The 18,620-nt window shown below is 41.6% G+C and carries 14 protein-coding genes and 1 tRNA gene; 4 read left to right on the top strand and 11 right to left on the bottom strand.

The features are described from left to right. Positions 1-35: 35 nt before the first annotated feature. From FHS10_RS03450 to FHS10_RS03415, 8 genes are all read right to left on the bottom strand, one after another. Positions 36-1,118, bottom strand: coding sequence for a hypothetical protein (locus tag FHS10_RS03450; RefSeq protein ID WP_259087651.1), 1,083 nt, complete (start codon positions 1,116-1,118; stop codon positions 36-38). Beyond that, positions 1,118-2,590, bottom strand: a complete 1,473-nt coding sequence (locus FHS10_RS03445) for a hypothetical protein (RefSeq protein WP_259087650.1) — start codon at positions 2,588-2,590, stop codon at positions 1,118-1,120. Before FHS10_RS03445 ends, FHS10_RS03450 begins: the two co-directional genes overlap by 1 nt. 371 nt (positions 2,591-2,961) lie before the next feature. Continuing rightward, the gene (atpC, locus tag FHS10_RS03440) at positions 2,962-3,216 is read right to left on the bottom strand and encodes an ATP synthase F1 subunit epsilon (protein WP_259087649.1); all 255 of its coding nucleotides are present in this window, start codon (positions 3,214-3,216) and stop codon (positions 2,962-2,964) included. A 103-nt stretch (positions 3,217-3,319) separates the two neighbouring features. Further along, positions 3,320-4,825 carry a F0F1 ATP synthase subunit beta gene (atpD, locus tag FHS10_RS03435; protein WP_259087648.1) on the bottom strand — a complete coding sequence of 502 codons (1,506 nt, stop codon included), beginning with the start codon at positions 4,823-4,825 and terminating at the stop codon, positions 3,320-3,322. Positions 4,826-4,987: 162 nt separating this feature from the next. Continuing rightward, entirely contained in the window at positions 4,988-5,977 is a 990-nt protein-coding gene (locus FHS10_RS03430; protein WP_259087647.1) for an NAD(P)H-quinone oxidoreductase, read from the bottom strand. A 90-nt stretch (positions 5,978-6,067) separates the two neighbouring features. Continuing rightward, on the bottom strand, positions 6,068-8,467 hold the full coding sequence (locus FHS10_RS03425; protein WP_259087646.1) for an ABC transporter permease: 2,400 nt from the start codon (positions 8,465-8,467) through the stop codon (positions 6,068-6,070). Between the two features lie 188 nt (positions 8,468-8,655). Beyond that, on the bottom strand, positions 8,656-11,055 hold the full coding sequence (locus tag FHS10_RS03420; RefSeq protein ID WP_259087645.1) for an ABC transporter permease: 2,400 nt from the start codon (positions 11,053-11,055) through the stop codon (positions 8,656-8,658). Positions 11,056-11,178: 123 nt separating this feature from the next. Beyond that, on the bottom strand, positions 11,179-12,375 hold the full coding sequence (locus tag FHS10_RS03415; RefSeq protein WP_259087644.1) for a TlpA disulfide reductase family protein: 1,197 nt from the start codon (positions 12,373-12,375) through the stop codon (positions 11,179-11,181). A 145-nt stretch (positions 12,376-12,520) separates the two neighbouring features. On the opposite strand from FHS10_RS03415, the gene FHS10_RS03410 reads away from it, so the two are divergent. The 4 genes from FHS10_RS03410 to obgE all read left to right on the top strand — a co-directional run bounded on the left by FHS10_RS03410 (position 12,521) and on the right by obgE (position 14,978). After that, positions 12,521-12,982, top strand: coding sequence for a redoxin domain-containing protein (locus FHS10_RS03410; RefSeq protein ID WP_259087643.1), 462 nt, complete (start codon positions 12,521-12,523; stop codon positions 12,980-12,982). Positions 12,983-13,111: 129 nt separating this feature from the next. Beyond that, a tRNA-Arg gene (locus tag FHS10_RS03405) sits at positions 13,112-13,185 on the top strand. Between the two features lie 100 nt (positions 13,186-13,285). Beyond that, positions 13,286-13,858 carry an adenylate kinase gene (locus FHS10_RS03400; RefSeq protein WP_259087642.1) on the top strand — a complete coding sequence of 191 codons (573 nt, stop codon included), beginning with the start codon at positions 13,286-13,288 and terminating at the stop codon, positions 13,856-13,858. Positions 13,859-13,973: 115 nt separating this feature from the next. After that, on the top strand, positions 13,974-14,978 hold the full coding sequence (gene obgE, locus FHS10_RS03395; protein WP_259087641.1) for a GTPase ObgE: 1,005 nt from the start codon (positions 13,974-13,976) through the stop codon (positions 14,976-14,978). A gap of 82 nt (positions 14,979-15,060) precedes the next feature. On the opposite strand, the gene FHS10_RS03390 is transcribed toward obgE, so the two are convergent. From FHS10_RS03390 to xrtY, 3 genes are read right to left on the bottom strand one after another with little or no spacing between them, the layout of a single operon-like run. Beyond that, a complete protein-coding gene (locus FHS10_RS03390) occupies positions 15,061-16,632 on the bottom strand; it encodes a hypothetical protein (protein WP_259087640.1) in 1,572 nt (523 codons plus the stop codon). Positions 16,633-16,654: 22 nt separating this feature from the next. Further along, on the bottom strand, positions 16,655-17,209 hold the full coding sequence (locus FHS10_RS03385; RefSeq protein WP_259087639.1) for a WcaF family extracellular polysaccharide biosynthesis acetyltransferase: 555 nt from the start codon (positions 17,207-17,209) through the stop codon (positions 16,655-16,657). Beyond that, positions 17,202-18,620, bottom strand: a complete 1,419-nt coding sequence (gene xrtY, locus FHS10_RS03380) for an exosortase Y (protein WP_259087638.1) — start codon at positions 18,618-18,620, stop codon at positions 17,202-17,204. The genes FHS10_RS03385 and xrtY overlap by 8 nt, the downstream gene beginning before the upstream one ends.

Here is an 18,620-nt window from a genome sequence, read left to right as displayed (position 1 = left end):
TTCCCGAAGGCCCTGAGGAAATATTTTAAGGTACCTTACCAACGATAAGAAAGCTGAACGCCCGCTTTGGTCAACGGAGAATAGCTGACTCCCAGTCCTAATTTATGAGGACTGTATAATGCTGCCGCTTTCCATGAAATATTTTCTCTGTTTTGAGTGCTGACTGCAGATCCTGATAGCGTAGTTTGTGGTGTCTGACTTCCGTCTGGCGTAAGGCTTGAGACTGAAATATTGTTAATTGTGGGATTTATGGTAAGATAGCCTATACCCGCTTGCAACAAAAGTTTTCCCTCACTAAGCCCGTACATCAAAAAGCCGCCAGGTTTACCAACCACTGTGGAACTTGCAGGAACAACAAACTCAAACCCTATGTAATTATTTTCTTTGGCTTTTCCGGGTTTCCCTATGTGATGAAAATATGCGACTCCAAAAACATTTCCGGTGTATGCCGAGGCCTGTACATATTGTTTATACGGGGTATTATCGGTTTGGGATTTTTCTATTCGTAATAAAGAGTCGGCTGTCTTTTTTAACCCTTTAACAATGTTACAGCAGGTATCTGTTTTACAAACCGGCATATTCTTTTTTAACAGGCTGTCTATAAGTTTTCCCCAGTCAATATTTTTTGCCGGGGTGTTAGGGATAAGCGATTGAAGGTAAAGTTTGAAATTACCTGTTACAGTTAAAAAATGATCAATCCTTTCTTCTACATAATCAATTTGCACAGCATACAAAATTTTGTTGGTGTAACCAGATAGAGGATTCAAAGTGCTATCCATAAGTACATATTGATCATGAAAGTTATTATCCGCAGAACGAAAATTGTGTTGATCAGTGGTTTTGAGACTATCATATAACGGAATATCTTGTAAAGAATCCATTTGTAAACCTATTTTATACAAATGGTTATTTATAGTATTCCAATTACTTGATCCCAGTTTTTCGGTGGTTTTTAAATGATTTACAACAAATACGGATAACTGATTTGTAATATCATCAATATTTACCACATGCTGAATTACCTTCTTTAATAATGAATCCTTGGTTATTGGTTTCGTTGCAAAAACAAAGGTAGGTAGTAAAATGGTAAAGGTGCTGAGTAGGATATATTTTTTCATTATTTTTCTCCCTTATCGAAAATGGTTCTGTCTTTTGCGCTGCCAATAGTTCTTCTGGCTTGTTCTTTTATCAACCCTTTTGAAACAAGTACATTGGTGTCAATTCTTGCCAGGGTGGTAGAGTCATTGTAAACGGGCGGATTGGGGGGAGGAACCAGCTGGGGCAGAATTACTGGCTGGGATTCATAACTCCCGTTGCTTAGTTTACTCAGACTAAAATTTAAAAAAGGCTTGTCCAGCTCAACGCTATCTGAGTCGATGGTGCGGAACCATGGAATAATCAGTACAACCAATAAAAATATAAGCGACTTAACCTGGCTGGCATTATCCTTAAGTAATGGCAGGCGGCTGTCTTCCTGGTTAGTTATCCATTGTATTTTTACCATGGTCTTAAACCATAAACACAAGCCGAGTATAATTAAAAAAAGAAGCCATATTAAACTTTTAAATTGTAAGCCTTTTAGCAAGCCGGCCCACTTTACAGATATTTGCTGAATTTTGATTTTTTGTATTCCGAGGGCACGGTCAAAAAGGCTAAGAAAATAACGTTGGATAAAAACAACCTCATAAAATTTCAATTTATCACCGCTATTGATCAGGTAGTTTTCACGTTGAAACAAACTTTTAGATGAGCTTTTTATAAGGTTAACCTGTTTGATGATTTCTTCTTTTGTGGGATTGCTTATCGTATCAATATTGTTAATTGCTTTATTAATTGCTGCTATATCTTTAAGGTCGTCCTTATCGTAGGTAATCATTTTAGTTGTTACTACTTCCTGCTTTTTTACGTTTAAAATTGCCTTGGTGTAATTGGTAAAAGATATTTGTTTGAGGGAGTCTAATGGAACAATGAAATCTTTCTTTAATGCCTCACTTGATTCATAGGCTTTAAAGGCTCCATCCTGCATACTTGATGTATAATTGAAAATTCCATTTTTTTTTGACCATTCCTTTGTTATTATATTGATAAAGAAAAAGCTGAAAATTAGTAGTGTAACGACACCTATACCAAAAACTTCGCTTCTTAATTTTTCATTTTTCCAATAGATGATCACAAACCAGGCGAAGCAAAGCACCGCTATCGCAAAGAAAATTACCGAACCGGATACAATAGAAAATTTACTTGGGATGAATAAATAGAAAAACGCAACTAATGGTAAAACAAGCTCTGTTAAAAAATTCAACCACCGATGCGCTTTAAGGAAATCGGTTTGTTTTGTAGGCAATAACTGCAGATAGCCCACTTCGTCATGGATGCTGCAATAGGCCCAATAAAATACATAAGGTACTACAAAATAAACAGCAACGAAAATACCATAACCCACACAAATTTTGTTCAGTCCAAATATTTCAGATGTTTTGTTCAGAAATGCAGGAATAACGGTTGCCAGGGATACAATGCCTCCAAGAATTAAGAAAAACTTATCTCTCAGGTCGGAAAAAAACTCTAACTTATTATTGTTCTCTTCCATAGCTTTAATTGTTTAGATAATTAACAATATGGATAAAAAGGAAAAGCGAGGGTGTACTTATAGCGTATAAATACAATACCGTATGGGTACGGCCAAGTGGTAAGTTGTTCATCATGATAAAGTTTGGTGCTATAAAAATAATGAAAAACATATTAAAGCATATACTTTATTTAAATAAAATAATGCTTCAGCATATGTGAGGCCAAAAACCGATATTTTTTATTTAGATACTATATCTAATAGCGAATATTGCCGCTCAAATTTGAATGATGAGCGCTTGATTGAGTAGTAAGAACACATGAGGTTCGGCCAAACAAAAAAGGTCCGGTTGCAATGCAACCGAACCTTTTTGAATATCAGTAAAGTGATGATTATTTAGCCAGGATACCTTCGGCTAAAACGGTTACTTTATTGTTTAATACTTCAACAACGCCACCTTTGATCAAAAAAACTTCTTCTTTACCGGCGTTGCCTCCACGTACGGTTAACTTACCATCCTGTAAGGTTGATATGATAGGGGCGTGGTGGTTTAATATCTCAAATAATCCCAAAGTACCAGGTACGGTTACCGATGAGGCTTCGCCCTCGTAGATCTTTTTATCGGGAGTAAGAATTTCTAAAGTCATTTCTTTTTAGTATCAAGTAGTTAGTATCAAGTATCAAGTATTTTATGAAAATCAAGTAGTAAAACGGAAATTAGTCTTACTACTTGATACTAAATACTTACTACTAATTATTAGCTTCTGCCAATAATTTTTTGCCTTTTTCAATGGCATCCTCAATGCTTCCAACTAAGTTGAAGGCAGCTTCAGGGTACTCATCAACTTCGCCATCCATGATCATGTTGAAGCCTTTAATGGTTTCTTTAATGTCAACCAATACACCTTTTAAACCGGTGAACTGCTCGGCAACGTGGAACGGCTGAGAAAGGAAACGCTGAACACGACGTGCGCGGGTTACAACCAGTTTATCTTCTTCAGATAACTCGTCCATACCCAAAATCGCGATGATATCCTGTAGCTCTTTGTAACGTTGTAAAGTTTCTTTTACGCGTTGAGCTGTATTGTAATGCTCATCACCTAAAATAGCTGGGCTAAGGATACGTGATGTAGAATCCAAAGGATCTACCGCAGGGTAAATACCAAGCTCGGCAATTTTACGTGAAAGTACAGTTGTTGCATCTAAGTGGGCAAATGTAGTTGCCGGTGCAGGGTCGGTCAAGTCATCCGCAGGTACGTAAACGGCCTGTACAGATGTAATTGAACCACGTTTGGTTGAAGTAATACGCTCTTGCATGGTACCCATTTCGGTAGCCAATGTTGGCTGGTAACCTACTGCGGATGGCATACGGCCCAATAACGCTGATACTTCAGAACCTGCTTGCGTAAAGCGGAAAATGTTATCGATAAAGAAAAGGATATCGCGGCCTTTGCCATCCTCATCACCATCACGGAAATACTCGGCAATGGTTAAGCCCGATAAAGCTACACGTGCACGTGCACCAGGAGGCTCGTTCATTTGACCGAAAACGAAGGTTGCTTTTGAATCTTTCATTGCTTCGGTATCTATTTTAGATAGATCCCAGCCGCCTTCTTCCATTGAATGCATAAATGCATCACCATATTTTATAATGCCTGCTTCAAGCATCTCACGTAAAAGGTCATTACCTTCACGTGTGCGCTCGCCAACACCTGCAAATACAGATAAACCTGCATAAGCTTTCGCGATGTTGTTGATAAGCTCCTGGATCAATACTGTTTTACCTACACCGGCACCACCAAATAAACCAATTTTACCACCTTTTACATAAGGCTCTAACAAATCGATTACTTTGATACCTGTAAACAATACTTCAGTTTCGGTAGATAAATCTTCGAAACGTGGAGGGGTATTGTGGATAGGGCGACCATCGGTTTTGTCAAGATCAGGGATACCGTCAATCGCGTCGCCTACTACGTTAAATACACGGCCTTTGATGCTTTCGCCAACCGGCATTTTAATGGCCGATTCTAAATCCAAAACTTTCATGCCACGTAGCAATCCGTCTGTTGAATCCATCGCGATCGCGCGTACACGATCTTCACCTAAATGCTGTTGAACTTCTAAAATGATTTTTTGGCCATTATCTTTCGTGATCTCCAACGCGTCATAAATTTTAGGGAGATGAGCGTCATCAGCGAAACTTACGTCAACTACCGGACCGATGATCCGTGATATTTTTCCAATGTTTGGCATATATAACCTGGTGTTTTAAAGAATTTTCCTTTTTAATAGTTATCTTATGTATAAAAATTATAAGATGCTATTTCAGAGGCGCAAAGTTACGATTTCTATCTAAATATTTAAATATCAAACGCAGCATTTTTGCACTATAATTTCGGCAAGGGTAATTTAGCCTTAGGAATGCTCAAAATTGAGTATGATTTTGCCAATATGCGCGCTGCTTTCCATCAGTTCATGAGCGGCGGATGCATCGGCCGCGGCAAAAACCGAATGGATAACCGGCTTAATATCACCCGATACCAGCAAAGGCCATATGGTGGTTTGCAGCTCATGAGCTATTTTGCCCTTAAAGGCAACCTCCCGCGAGCGTAGCATAGATCCGGTGATGATAAGGCGTTTCCGCATCACCTGGGCAAGGTCAATTTGTACATTGTTTCCCTTCATGGTATTGATGAGTACCAACCTGCCTTCAACCGCGAGCGACTGGATATTGCCGGTAGTATAATCGCCGCCTATCATATCTAATATCACATCAACGCCTTTGCCATTGGTAGCCTGGCTAATCACATCTGCAAAGTTTTCTGTTTTATAGTTGATGGCTTTTGCAGCACCAAGCTGTTGGCAAAAGCGGCATTTATCATCAGAGCCCGCGGTTACATAAACTGTATGCCCGAGTGCTTTAGCCATTTGAATAGCTGCAACACCTATACCGCTTGAACCACCATGCACCAGCAAGGTTTCGTTGCCTTTTAAAGCGCCACGGTCAAATACATTGCTCCAAACTGTAAAAAAGGTTTCGGGCAACGAGGCTGCTTCAATGAACGACAGGTTGCCGGGAATAGGCAGGCATTGCTCCTGCGGTACGTTACAATATTCGGCATAACCGCCGCCCGATACCAGGGCGCAAATCTTATCGCCAACCATTAAATGGGTAACGGTAGTGCCAATAGCAGTAACAATGCCGGCAATCTCCAGGCCGGGAATATCCTGCGGCGCTCCCTCAGGTGGTAGATAATTGCCCTTTCGCTGAAAAACATCGGGCCGGTTAACACCCGCGGCCATTACTTTAATCAGCACCTCGTTATCGGCACAAATAGGTACTGGCCGTTCCGAAATCTGTAAAACAGACGCTGGTCCAGGTTCAGTTATTACAACAGCTTTCATGATGATATGATTTACACAAATGTAAACCATAAAAGAAGCAAACTGTTCCCACTAATGACTAATGACTAATGACTAATGACTAATGACCAACTACTCGTTTTTCAAACTATCAACCGGATTACTCATCGCTGCTTTAAATGATTGCGCGCTGATAGTGACAAAGGTGATGACAACTGCGCCCGCGCCCGCCAGTACAATTACCCACCATTGAATATTTTGGCGATAGGCAAAACCCTGCAACCATTGATGCATAGCCAGAAAGGCTAATGGAGCGGCAACAAGGAACGATATAATAACCAGTTTAACAAAATCAAAAGATAGCATACGCACAATAGCCGATACACTTGCACCTAATACCTTGCGGATGCCAATTTCTTTATTACGTTGCTCGGCAGCATAAGCAGCCATGCCAAATAAACCTAAACAGGCAATAACGATGGACAGTGATGTAAATATGATGAATAGATTGCCCATGCGTTGTTCGGTGCGATAGAGGGCGTCAAAATCCTGATCCATAAATGAGTATTCAAACTGCTCATTGGGGGCGATGGCTTTCCATGTTTTTTCAATTTGTGCCATCAAGGCAGGGAGGTTATGGGTATTTACCCGGATGCTTAAACGCGCCAGCCAGTCGTTATCCAGTGTCATAACCAGCGGTGTTACATTATCGCGAAGCGAACTGAAATTGAAATCTTTTACTACCCCTATCACATGATATTTTTTTAAATCCTTGGCGCCACCGGTGGTTATAGTTTTGCCGATAGCATCATTGCCATAGCCAAATATCTTTGCCGCTGTTTCGTTAATGACCATCGCTGTCGAATCAGTTTTAAACTGCTCAGAAAATGCGCGACCGGTCTTCATTTGCATACCCATAGTGCTGATGTAGTCCTCATCTATTTTCCAAAATTGGGTCGACTGGCCTTCTTTTTCGCCTGGCGATACATAGTTCAATATCTTGTTATTGGCAGTAGGCAAAAAACTGGTAAGCGTCGCGTTAACTACTCCGGGCAATTGTTTAATTTCCCGCTTCAGCAAATCAGGGTGTTCAAGTGTATTAACGTTGTTGAGTATAAGCACCTGGTTTCGATTAAACCCAAGGTCTTTATTCCGGATATAGTTTAGCTGATTGTAAATGACCAAAGTGCCTATCACCAAAAATATGGAGATGGAAAACTGGAAAACTACGAGTGTATTCCGGAAAGCACCGCCTTTAAAACCCGTTGAGATCTTCCCCTTTAAAACATTAATTGGCTGAAATGCCGAAAGGAAAAAGGCCGGGTAAGAGCCAGCCAAAACGCCAACAATAATAACGAGGCTTAATAAAGCAGGTAATAACCAGGTTATTGTTTGCAGATTGATAACTAATTGCTTGTTCGATAAATGATTGAACAATGGCAGTAAAACCCACGCGGTCATCACTGCTATAATAGATGCTGCAAAGGTCACGATCAATGATTCGGCGAGGAACTGGAAAATGAGGTGTTTACGGGATGAACCCAATACTTTACGTACACCAACTTCGCGTGCGCGGTTGGCAGAGCGGGCTGTAGACAGGTTCATGAAATTGATACAAGCCAACAATAGAATGAAAACCGCCACGGCCGCAAATATATAGACGTACTGGCTGTTACCGTTGGCGCCCAGTTCCATTACCCGGTTTGATTTAAGGTGGATGTCTGTTACCGGTATAAGGCTAAGCTTGAAATAATTGCCGCCCGATGTAAACTTGGCATAGTTCATGGTGCTTGAACCTTTAAGTCCTTTTTGCATTTCTGCGTTAAGTTTTGATTCAAGAAGGTTGGTATTTGCATTGGGTTTAACCAATACGTAGGTGGCAAAGGCCGTGAGTTTATTCCATAGATTATTATTTTGAACAGGATGGCCGGTAGCGAGCAGGAAATTTGCCCGAAAATGTGATTGCATTGGCATGTCGCGCATAACGCCCGTTATTTTGTGCGATGTACTATCAGTAACCAAAAATAGCGTTTGACCTACCACGTTGCTGCGGTTAAAGTATTTTTGAGCGATAGACTCGGAGATCACTACCGAGTTGGGTTCTTTTAAAGCCGTTTTTGCATCACCCGAAAGCAGGGGAAGTGTGAATACATCAAAAACATTGGGCTCGCAATAAAACGTTGCGCCGTCTTCCCTTACAATTTCGTCGCCTTTTTTAAATCGAATGTTTAGGGCGGGTGTTATACGCACGGCTGTTTCAACTTCGGGGCATTCAGTTTTTAATACATTGGCAACCGGGATTGCGGTTATGGCATAATTGGTTATCGTACCGCTGTATTTCAGATCGGTATTTACCCGGTAGATGCGATCATGTTTGATATTATACCTGTCGTAGCTCAGCTCATCAACTACATAAAAGGTAATGAGCAGGCAAATGGCCAGGCCCAGTGCCAGGCCTAATATATTGAGAAATGTAAAGCCCTTGTTTTTTAACAGGCTGCGCAGCGCGGTTTTAAAGTAATTCCTTATCATGATTTTAAGAATTGATAAGGCTAAATATATAACTAAATATTTAGTTAATTAATGGGTGTATTAAAATAAACTAAGAATTTAGTTGTTTTTTTTACTTTTTCTCAAAAGATTAAAGCAATAAAAGCTATGGTCAATTCCACACCAATGACCAATGACCAATGACCAATGACCAATGACCAATGACCAAATTACTCGTTCTTTAAGCTATCAACCGGGTTGCTCATAGCCGCTTTAAATGATTGCGCGCTAATGGTAATAAACGCTATAGCAACAGCGCCAATCCCGGCCGCCACAATTACCCACCATTGAATACTTTGGCGGTAGGCGAAGCCCTGCAGCCATTTGTACATAGCCAGGCAAGCTAACGGTGCGGCAATTACAAAAGATATGATCACCAGTTTAATAAAATCTTTGGATAGCATGCTTACTATGGCCGATACGCTTGCACCCAATACCTTGCGGATGCCGATCTCTTTATTGCGTTGTTCGGCTGCATAAGCGGCCAGGCTAAACAGGCCAAGGCAGGCAATGATCACAGCTAACGTAGTAAATGTTAAGAACAGGGTGCCGGTACGTTGTTCGGTGCGGTAAGCGGCATCAAAATCCTGGTCCATAAAGCTGTATTCAAAATGCTGGTTAGGCGCAAGGTTGGTCCACATATGCTCTACCTGGGCTATAAAGGCTGCCGGGTTTTGCGCGTTCATTTTGATGCTCAAGGCTCCTTTGTCATCAGTAAGCATCATTACTACAGGGGTAATGTTAGCGCGTAACGAACTGAAGTTAAAATCTTTTACCACGCCAATAACGTGAAACTCTTTTAAGGGTTGATTGGGTTGAGCAGATGGGCGGTATACCTTTTTATCCAAAGGGTCATTTAAAATACCCAGCATCCGGGCGGCGGTTTCGTTGATCACCACACCCAATGAATCGGAAGCCAGCGCGCCAGAGAAATTTCTGCCTTTTGCCAAACCCATGCCCATGGTAGGTAAATAATCGTCGTCAACGGGCCAGATCTCGGTATATAGGGCATTTTTAGGATCGGGTGTCCTGTTGCGGAACACGGCATCAGGTTGCCTAACTACCCCGGTAGGTAAAAAGCCGCTCAGCGAGGCACTTTTTACCCCGGCAAGTTGTTTTACCTGCTGTTTAAATAGTTTGGTGTTTGGTAGTACATCTACATTTTTAACCACCAATACCTGGTTTCGGTTAAAGCCAAGATCTTTATGTTGAATATAATTAAGTTGATTGTAAACAACGATGGTGCCTATTATGAGGAAAATAGAGATTGCAAACTGGAAAATCACCAAAAAATTGCGGAGTTTGCCTCCCTTAAAGCCGCTCGCTATTTTACCCTTTAATACATTAATGGGCTGAAAAGCCGAAAGGTAAAATGCCGGATATGATCCCGCTAACACGCCAACTACTAAAACGATAATCACCAGCGCCGGTAAAAGCCAGGTTAATGTTTGTATAGTAATAGATAAGTGTTTGCCTGCCACCTGGTTAAATAGCGGGAGCAAGGCCCATGCTGCCAACACGGCTATCACAGCCGCGCCAATGGTCAGTAAAATAGATTCTGATAAAAACTGGGCTATCAGATACCCGCGCGACGAGCCTAAAACCTTACGGACGCCCACCTCCCTTGCCCTGTTGGCCGAGCGCGCTGTTGACATGTTCATGAAGTTGATACAGGCTATCAGCAATACAAACAATGCAATCGCGCCAAAAATGTAAACGTAGGATGAATCGCTGTTGGTGCCCAGTTCGTACTGCCGGTTTGATTTAAGGTGGATGTCGGTAAGTGCTGTCATATTCAGGTGAAAATAGCCACCGCTTTTTTCCAGGCGGGCAAAGTTTTCGCCAAGTTGTGTTTTCATCAACCCGGCCAGTTTGTTTTGAAATTGTTGCAAATTGGTGCCGGGCTTAAATAATATATAGGTAGTGTAACTGAAGTTGTTCCAGTCGGTACTGCTGGCATCTGGCCTGCCGGCTATCGACAGAAAAAAATCGAAGTTAAAATGCGATTGACTGGGGATGTCCTTTATTACCCCTGTTATTTTATAGGTGGTATTGTTGCTTAAAGTAAGTGTGCGGCCAACAGCATGGTTATCTTTAAAATACCGTTTGGCAGTGCTTTCGGTAATAACAGCGGTCATGGGGGCGGTTAAGGCGGTTTTGGCATCGCCGTCCAATAATGGTAAGGTAAATACACCAAACAATTCAGAATCGGCATAAACTACTTTCTCTTCCTGTATAAATTCGTCGCCCTTTTTAATGCGGACGCCGGCGTCATGAATAAGGCGGGCGGAGCGTTCAACCTCGGGGAAACTGCTTTTTAATGTCGCCGCAAGGGGAGGGGGAGTAATGGCGAAGGAGGATACATTGCCGCCATATTTTAAATCCATGTTTACCCGGTAAATCCTGTCGGCTTTGGTGTTAAACCTGTCGTAACTTAGCTCATCAATTACATAAAACATAATGAGCAGGCAGGTTGCCAGCCCTATGGCCAGGCCCAATATGTTAATAATGGTAAACGCTTTGTTTTTTAAAAGACCTTTAAAAGCTATTTTGATAAAGTTTTTAAGCATGGCAGCAAGTGTTGTTATAAGGTGATTGGGAGCAACACTAAGGTAGCTAACTATGTATTAAACTGGTTGTTAAATAAAGTTAAACTAAGTTAAATACCCGGGAGGGACGCGCAGTACTAAGTTTTACTTGCCAAAAGTTTCGGATAGTTTTTTATCAAGCAAATTCATACCTCCATCATTATCCCCCCTCGTAACCCATACTGCATGATCGCCAAGGTAACGGCCAATAATTTTGCCCTGCTTATCAATCAATATTAAAATGGAAGGAGGCATGCCATTAATATTGTACTTGTCTTGTAAGCTATCATCATATTTTGTTAAAATATTGTGCCATTTTCCTAAGCCATTTTGGTTTATCGCATTTTTCCAATCCTTGCAGATAATATCTTGAGATATGCCAACAATTTCAAGTCCTTTAGTGCGGTATTTTTTATATAGGCTTACAAGGTGCGCGGGTTCATCACTTTTATACAAACACCAGCTTGCCCAAAAATAAACTAATACATAGTTTTTGTCCCTGAATGACTTAAGATCGATTGTTTTTCCATCAATATCCTTTTTCACGAATAGCGGAGCTATGCCTCCCCTTGCCGAAATGGAATGCTTCAGAATGGTTTCATATAAAGCTTTCCCGGCAATGGTGTTTTTCACAGGCGCGGTAAATGTGTTGTAAAATAAGGTTGTGGAATCAAGAGGGAGTTCATACATATCAAAATGATAAGCAGTTAAATATGGGCTTAGATACGATCCGGGATTTGAAGCAATAAACTCGTATTCTATTTGCTTTTCCCGCTCATTATAATTATCCCGTTCGCTGCCCAGTTTAAGTACAGCCGCATGGTTTTTTGGGGTATTGCCACCTGCCGATATTTCATTTGATTTTCTATCTATAATATACTTTAGGCGTTCTATCGGTTGTTCTTGCTTTTTTATCTTCGTCCAATCATCCTGCATTGCCGAACCTGTTATCAAGGCATTTGTAGTACTATCACCGGTAAGCGCTATCGTCATTTTACCCGGACTTAAAAACACTTCATTAATACCCCAGTCGTGATTTGAAAGCGGCTTGCTGTTAAAGTAGAGTTCGGCATAAACCGGCCCGGGTATAAAACAGCTGAACGAAAAAGCCCCCTTTTTTACATATGCTTTACGTTTTATCCGTGGTTGTTTGCCAAGTGAGTAGGTTAACCATATCACATGTGTTTTCTTATCAGTAGTAGTGCCTTTTAATATGAAGTTGTTTGCAGGGTTCGTTTTTTGAGCATAGATCGCATTGCTAAATAACGAGAGCAACAGGAATATGTATAGCTTATGGTTCATCTGATAGGTTTAATCACCTAATTTAGGCATTGTTGTTATTACAAACCATTAGCTTTTGATTTTGTAAAAAAAATATTTTGATCTTGTGACTATCGTGATTTCAAATTTATTATCATTCATTTGCAATACAATAAACACACACAACATGTCATTACAAGCAGGCCAGGCGGCACCACAGTTTACATTAGTATCATCATCATTGCAAAGCGTATCACTGGCCGATTTTAAGGGCCGCAAGGTTGTATTGCACTTTTTCCCTTTTGCTTTTACCGGCGTTTGTACTACGCAGCTTTGCACCATGCGCGATAGCTTTGGATACTACGATGGTTTAAATGCCACTATCTTAGGCATCTCTGTCGATTCGCCTTTTACACTGGCTAAGTTTAAAGAAGAAAATAATTACCAGTTTGATCTGCTATCTGATTTTAACAAAGAGGTTTCAACTGCTTATGGCGCTATTTATGCCGATTTTGTGATGGGCCTTAAAGGTGTATCCAAACGCGCAGCTTTTGTTATTGATGAAGAACAAAACATTATTTACGCCGAAGTTTTAGAAGTAGCGACCGATTTGCCAAACTTTGAAGCTATTGCCGCAGCGGTAAAATAGATGAAATTCCTCGTTGATGATAAATATTATAATTCATTATCAATAGGTTGATCATTATCTTGCAAGATATTTTAAAAAAGTTTGCAATGGAAGTACAAAAAATCTATCTTTGCATTCCATTTCGGAAAAGCACTCGTAGCTCAATTGGATAGAGCGTCTGACTACGGATCAGAAGGTTAGGGGTTCGACTCCCTTCGAGTGCACATATAACGTGCCTTTATTGGGTTTCAATTCCCATCATGGTATAAAGTTAATCTTAAGCCTTTCTGTGTAGTACCGAAAGGCTTTTAATTTATAACGAGCATGCTAAACCTGGTATTGTTTGGTCCTCCCGGAGCCGGGAAAGGGACTCAGTCACAAAAGCTTATTGAAAAACATGGATTGATCCATTTATCAACCGGCGATCTTTTACGTGGCGAAATTGCGCAGGGAACAGAACTTGGGTTAGAGGCAAAGAAGTTGATGGATGATGGCAAGTTGGTTCCGGACGCGGTTGTAATTGGAATGATCAGTAATAAGTTGGATAGCAATAAAAATGCTAAAGGCTTCATTTTTGATGGTTTTCCCCGTACCGTTGCACAGGCCGAAGCTTTAGATAGCTTGCTTGAAAGTAAAGCATCAGCTATATCGGGCATGATAGCGCTTGAGGTGAATGATGATGAACTGGAGCGCCGTTTATTAGAGCGTGGCAAATTATCGGGCAGGCCTGATGATGCCAATCCAGAAGTTATCCGCAAGCGTATTGTGGAGTATAATGATAAAACCGCTCCTGTAGCCGGTTTTTATAAAGGCCAGGATAAATTTACAAGCATTAACGGAGTAGGGTCTGTTGATGAGATCTTTACCCAGATAGGTGAAGTTGTTAAAGAATATTAAATAAATCAGAAAGTCCGTAAGACGATAAGTTAGTAAAGTCCGAAAGTTAAGAATGTCAAAATTCTTAACTTTCGGACTTTACTGACTTTCGGACTTTCCCGCTAAAGAAAAAGTTATGTCGCAAGGTTCCAATTTTGTTGATTATGTGAAAATCTGTTGCCGTAGTGGCCACGGAGGGGCGGGCTCTGCGCATTTACATCGTGATATATTAACCTCGAAGGGTGGTCCGGATGGCGGCGACGGTGGTCGTGGCGGTCACGTGATTGTTAAAGGTAATGCCCAGTTATGGACCATGCTACACCTTAAATACCGTAAACATGTTATTGCCGGCGATGGTGATTCTGGCGGCAGTTCATTACGCAGCGGTAAAACCGGGCGCGATGAGATATTGGAAGTGCCATTGGGTACAACAGTAAAAAATGCTGAAACCGGCGAGGTGATCTTCGAAATCACCCAGGATGGCGAAACCAGGATTTTGACGCCAGGTGGCCGTGGCGGTTTAGGTAACTGGCATTTTAAAACGCCAACCCAGCAAACCCCCCGTTTTGCCCAGCCTGGTGAAGAAGGTAAAGAAGACTGGAACGTACTGGAGCTGAAAATTTTGGCCGACGTAGGTTTGGTAGGCTTCCCTAATGCGGGTAAGTCAACACTGCTTTCGGTAGTGTCTGCTGCCAAGCCGGAGATTGCGGATTACGCTTTTACCACTTTGGTGCCTAACCTGGGCATTGTATCATACCGTGATAACCGTTCCTTTGTAATGGCCGATATTCCGGGGATTATTGAAGGCGCATCGCAGGGAAAAGGATTAGGTTTCCGCTTTTTGAGACATATTGAACGTAACTCGGTATTGTTGTTCATGGTACCTGCCGATACTACCCGTACCATCAAACAGGAATACGAGATTTTACTAAACGAATTGCAGGAATACAACGCCGAGCTGATGCACAAACCCCGGGTTTTAGCCGTAACCAAAATGGATTTGCTGGACGATGAGCTACAGGCCGAAATGAAAAAAGAACTCCCCGAGGGCGTTCCTTCCATATTCATATCATCAGTAGCGCAAAAAAATCTTACCGGGTTAAAAGATCTTCTTTGGACCGAGATCAATAAACAAGTCTGAGGTGTGTGGGGTGAGGTCGGTGGCGAGTGTTGCCCCAATTTATAACTGTCCATAAGTCCCGGAGTCCAACAGTCTGCGAATCTTACTTAGCCGAGTACAGCACATACTTATCACTCAGCATATCCATGTGAAAACCCTTATAACCCGGGAAACACTTGCGGATGATGTTCGATTTTGGGCCCATGTAACTTGCCGGGAGCAGAATAAAGATGGGGCCCGCATGGCCGTAGTGCACGTAATCGTCATAATCAATTTTAATATCCGCACTGATGGGATCTAAAGTGATGTAACGGTTATGGTTAATCTCCAGGCCCAGATCGGGGCTGATAAATACAAACAAAGCATTAGTATTTTTTTTATCCAGGCTGATGATCTCATCTAAAGAAGGCTGATCAATAAACATTTGTGCCAGGCCCGATGTACCTTTAGCACTGATGTTTTTGTTATGGATATAACTTGGTATAAAATACCGCAGGCTTAAACCTGCTATGAACAGGCATACTACACCAAATGCTATCTTGAAAGGCTGTTTCCAAAGGCTTACCAAATAAACAATGCCGGGTGTTACCAATAGCCCGATTACCCGGAAATGCCTTGCCTCGTAAGAGATACTGGCCTGGCGCAAAAAGCTGTAGCCAAAAAACAGTACGGACGCAGCATAAAATACCAACACCAATAAACTATATTTTTTGTTGGGAACAAGCCTGATCACATTCACCACCAGAATAACACTTACAATGGCCGAGAGCAGTAGTATAAGCACAGCGCCGGTTGCGCCTACTACGGCTGCGTTGCTATGGAAGATTAAGCCATGAAAAATATCATCGACAGAAAAACCGGCTAACAAGGGTGAAGCCAAAGGGAATGCCAGCGATTGCCAGCTTAATAAAAAACCGGCTGTTTGCCCGGCAGGGTTTGCTCCTTTTGACAGGTATAGAAGCTCTATAACAACGAACGATAGTATTGCCGGGATAGCGATCCACGCCCCGTTTTTAATCCATTCAGTGACTTTTAATTGCTTTTGTGATAGGCTGATCCACAGATATAAACATCCGGCCCCGTAAACCCATAAGAATGATGATTTACAGAAAAAGCCTATCCAGCCGGAGAGTAAAATAAATAGGGCAAGCTTCCAGCCGGCTTTATCCATACTGATGCAGCCATACAGGAACCATCCGGCGAAGCCGAAAAGTAAAACCTCGCCGCCATTGTAAAAAACATAGGGTGTAATAAATGCTTGTTGTACCGCTATAACCAGCACACTCACCGCGGCTAACGTAGGTGTAAAACCTGCTTTTTTAAAGAAGGCAAACAAACCAGTTATCCCTAATAAACCACAAATAGTAGTAGTTAACGCTGATGCCTGCCCGGTATTAACACCAAAAACAGACTTGAAAAAATAGGGGATCAGATACTGCCCCGGCGACCACCACGATAAAAACTCGCTGTAATTTTTACCCAGATCTTGCTGATCGGGTTTTACGGCGATATTAAACGCGCCACCGGCCTGCATTTTTTGCAACACCTGGAAACCCCAGGATGGATCAGGAAAAATGGATGTAGGCGCAATAAATATCAATACCCCAAGCAGCAGCACTATAAAGTATAAACTGTATAGAATGATGTTGTGGATTTGCGATTTTGAGGTAGGCATATAGGTTTTGATGAATTTTGTATTATTGATTGATCTCGCGTTCGCGGACTTTAATCGCCGGATTGCCCTGGTAAACGCTGTAAGGCAACAGGTTTTTGGTAGCAATTGATCCGCTGGTGAGCACCGAATGACTTCCAGCTGTTACGCCCAGGTTTATCATAGCGCCGGCACCTATCCAAACGCCATCTTCCAAAATAATGCTTTTTGTAATCAGGTCAAATGATGTTTTTTTATAGTTGTGGCTGCCCGTAAGTAATACAGTGCCTTGCGATAAGCAAACATTTGCGCCTATAGTTATCTTCACCAGGCAATCTATCCATACGTTTTCGCCAATCCAGGTTTCATCGCCAATTTGTAAAAACCAGGGATATTTGATATTTACGCAAGGCTTAATGGTTACATTTTTGCCAATCCGGGCACCAAACATCCGCAGTAAAAATACTTTAAACCCGCTTGAAGGGATCAGGCTGGTTTTAAAAAACAAGGCGTTTACATAAAACCAAACAAGCCGTTTAATGACATTCCCGCCGGGATGAAAAGGGTGGTTATTATAAGAGGAAAGATCGGTCTTAAGCATGTTGATCGGCAGGAGCCTGGTTGTTTTTAGTTACCCAAAAATACAAGCTTATCATGATGATAATGTATAGTATAATGTTAAAAACGGTATGGTGATCAATAATCTTACTGGCTTTTTTATTCCAGAACAGGGCCAACAGCACAAAACGCGTTATGTTTAAAACCTGGATAGTTAAAACTCCGGCAATCAGAAAAATAAGCTTTTGTTTTAGTTTTTTAGGATAGGCGATTACAAATGCAGCAAAAAAACTCATTAACCCAAGCCCCAGGCAGGAGTAAATTAATACAATGGTTCCTTTACCAACTACCAGCAGTTCGGTGCCGTTATGTATGGCCGTAAAGCCCATCCAATTTAATATTTGCGCACTACAGCTTAACAGAACCCAGCGTAAGCCCTGTATATAATTGAGGTTATCAGCCAAAAATGGCGAATACAATTTACCCGGACTGGTAATCCCAAAAAACGCAATATTGAAGTAATAAAACACCAGAAATAAAAGCAGGAATGTAAAGACAAACCTGAGTGGCGATGCCGCGACGGTTTTTTTATCTTCTTTTTTTTGTTCGCCTTTCAGAATCTCGTCAATTTTAACATCCACCATAAGCCGGAACCAAAAGCCCTGTAAAAAATGGAAGATCACGCCGGTTCGGCCTTCCAAAATACCCAGCTGAAAAATCATCCGGTAGGTAAAATAAAGTAAGGGCCTTACGTAGCGTGGTAGCTGCCACCATAAATTTTTTAACCAGGCGGTACGCTCGTCCGGCGAACCTAAAAGCGAAGGCTTAAGTGTTTGCAACCTTAGTTTTTGCATCCGCTCAACTTCTTCATGGGCCAGCAGATCGCTGTAACGATTGTGTTTAGCTATCCAGAAGCTGATCTGGTTTTCCTTTAAATTTTCTTCCAGGATGTGGCCCTTTTTCCAAACCACGGTTTTGCCTGGCACAATGAACCGATGATCCATGTTTTCATTAAGATCGGAATGGCCCACACCGTAACGAATCATTTTAAGCAGGTAAAAAGGGTAGTAACCACCGTGTTTTATCCAATGACCTTTAAAAAAGTTTTTGCGGTTAAAGTAAATTCCATCGATATCAAGGTGATCCTCATCTTTAAAATTGACTAACTTCTCTTTCAGCTCTGGTGTTACTTCCTGGTCGGCATCCAGACAAATGATCCAGGGTGTTTTTATCTCGAAGCTTTTTAAGGCGAAATCCCATTGTTTGGGATGATTTTCAAACGGATGCTGTAAAATAACTGCTCCGGCTTGTTGTGCTATCGCGATGGTGTCGTCCTCACTACCCGAATCTAAAATAAAAACAGGGGCGTTCAACCCTTTGATGGATGCCAATAAACGCGGCAGGTGTTGCTGCTCGTTATAGGTGAGAATGATAAAACAATATGCCGGTGTCAA

Origin of the sequence: Mucilaginibacter dorajii (assembly GCF_024808255.1) — a bacterium.
In the GTDB taxonomy this organism is placed as follows: domain Bacteria; phylum Bacteroidota; class Bacteroidia; order Sphingobacteriales; family Sphingobacteriaceae; genus Mucilaginibacter; species Mucilaginibacter dorajii.
Note: the sequence above shows the minus strand (reverse complement) of the source record. Positions and strands in the feature narration are given on the sequence as shown.

What these genes read in the sequence shown, in the direction of transcription:
- FHS10_RS03450 (WP_259087651.1), bottom strand. Translation starts at nt 1,118, where the DNA reads ATGAAAAAATATATCCTACTCAGCACCTTTACCATTTTACTACCTACC.
- FHS10_RS03445 (WP_259087650.1), bottom strand. Translation starts at nt 2,590, where the DNA reads ATGGAAGAGAACAATAATAAGTTAGAGTTTTTTTCCGACCTGAGAGAT.
- atpC (WP_259087649.1), bottom strand. Translation starts at nt 3,216, where the DNA reads ATGACTTTAGAAATTCTTACTCCCGATAAAAAGATCTACGAGGGCGAA.
- atpD (WP_259087648.1), bottom strand. Translation starts at nt 4,825, where the DNA reads ATGCCAAACATTGGAAAAATATCACGGATCATCGGTCCGGTAGTTGAC.
- FHS10_RS03430 (WP_259087647.1), bottom strand. Translation starts at nt 5,977, where the DNA reads ATGAAAGCTGTTGTAATAACTGAACCTGGACCAGCGTCTGTTTTACAG.
- FHS10_RS03425 (WP_259087646.1), bottom strand. Translation starts at nt 8,467, where the DNA reads ATGATAAGGAATTACTTTAAAACCGCGCTGCGCAGCCTGTTAAAAAAC.
- FHS10_RS03420 (WP_259087645.1), bottom strand. Translation starts at nt 11,055, where the DNA reads ATGCTTAAAAACTTTATCAAAATAGCTTTTAAAGGTCTTTTAAAAAAC.
- FHS10_RS03415 (WP_259087644.1), bottom strand. Translation starts at nt 12,375, where the DNA reads ATGAACCATAAGCTATACATATTCCTGTTGCTCTCGTTATTTAGCAAT.
- FHS10_RS03410 (WP_259087643.1), top strand. Translation starts at nt 12,521, where the DNA reads ATGTCATTACAAGCAGGCCAGGCGGCACCACAGTTTACATTAGTATCA.
- FHS10_RS03400 (WP_259087642.1), top strand. Translation starts at nt 13,286, where the DNA reads ATGCTAAACCTGGTATTGTTTGGTCCTCCCGGAGCCGGGAAAGGGACT.
- obgE (WP_259087641.1), top strand. Translation starts at nt 13,974, where the DNA reads ATGTCGCAAGGTTCCAATTTTGTTGATTATGTGAAAATCTGTTGCCGT.
- FHS10_RS03390 (WP_259087640.1), bottom strand. Translation starts at nt 16,632, where the DNA reads ATGCCTACCTCAAAATCGCAAATCCACAACATCATTCTATACAGTTTA.
- FHS10_RS03385 (WP_259087639.1), bottom strand. Translation starts at nt 17,209, where the DNA reads ATGCTTAAGACCGATCTTTCCTCTTATAATAACCACCCTTTTCATCCC.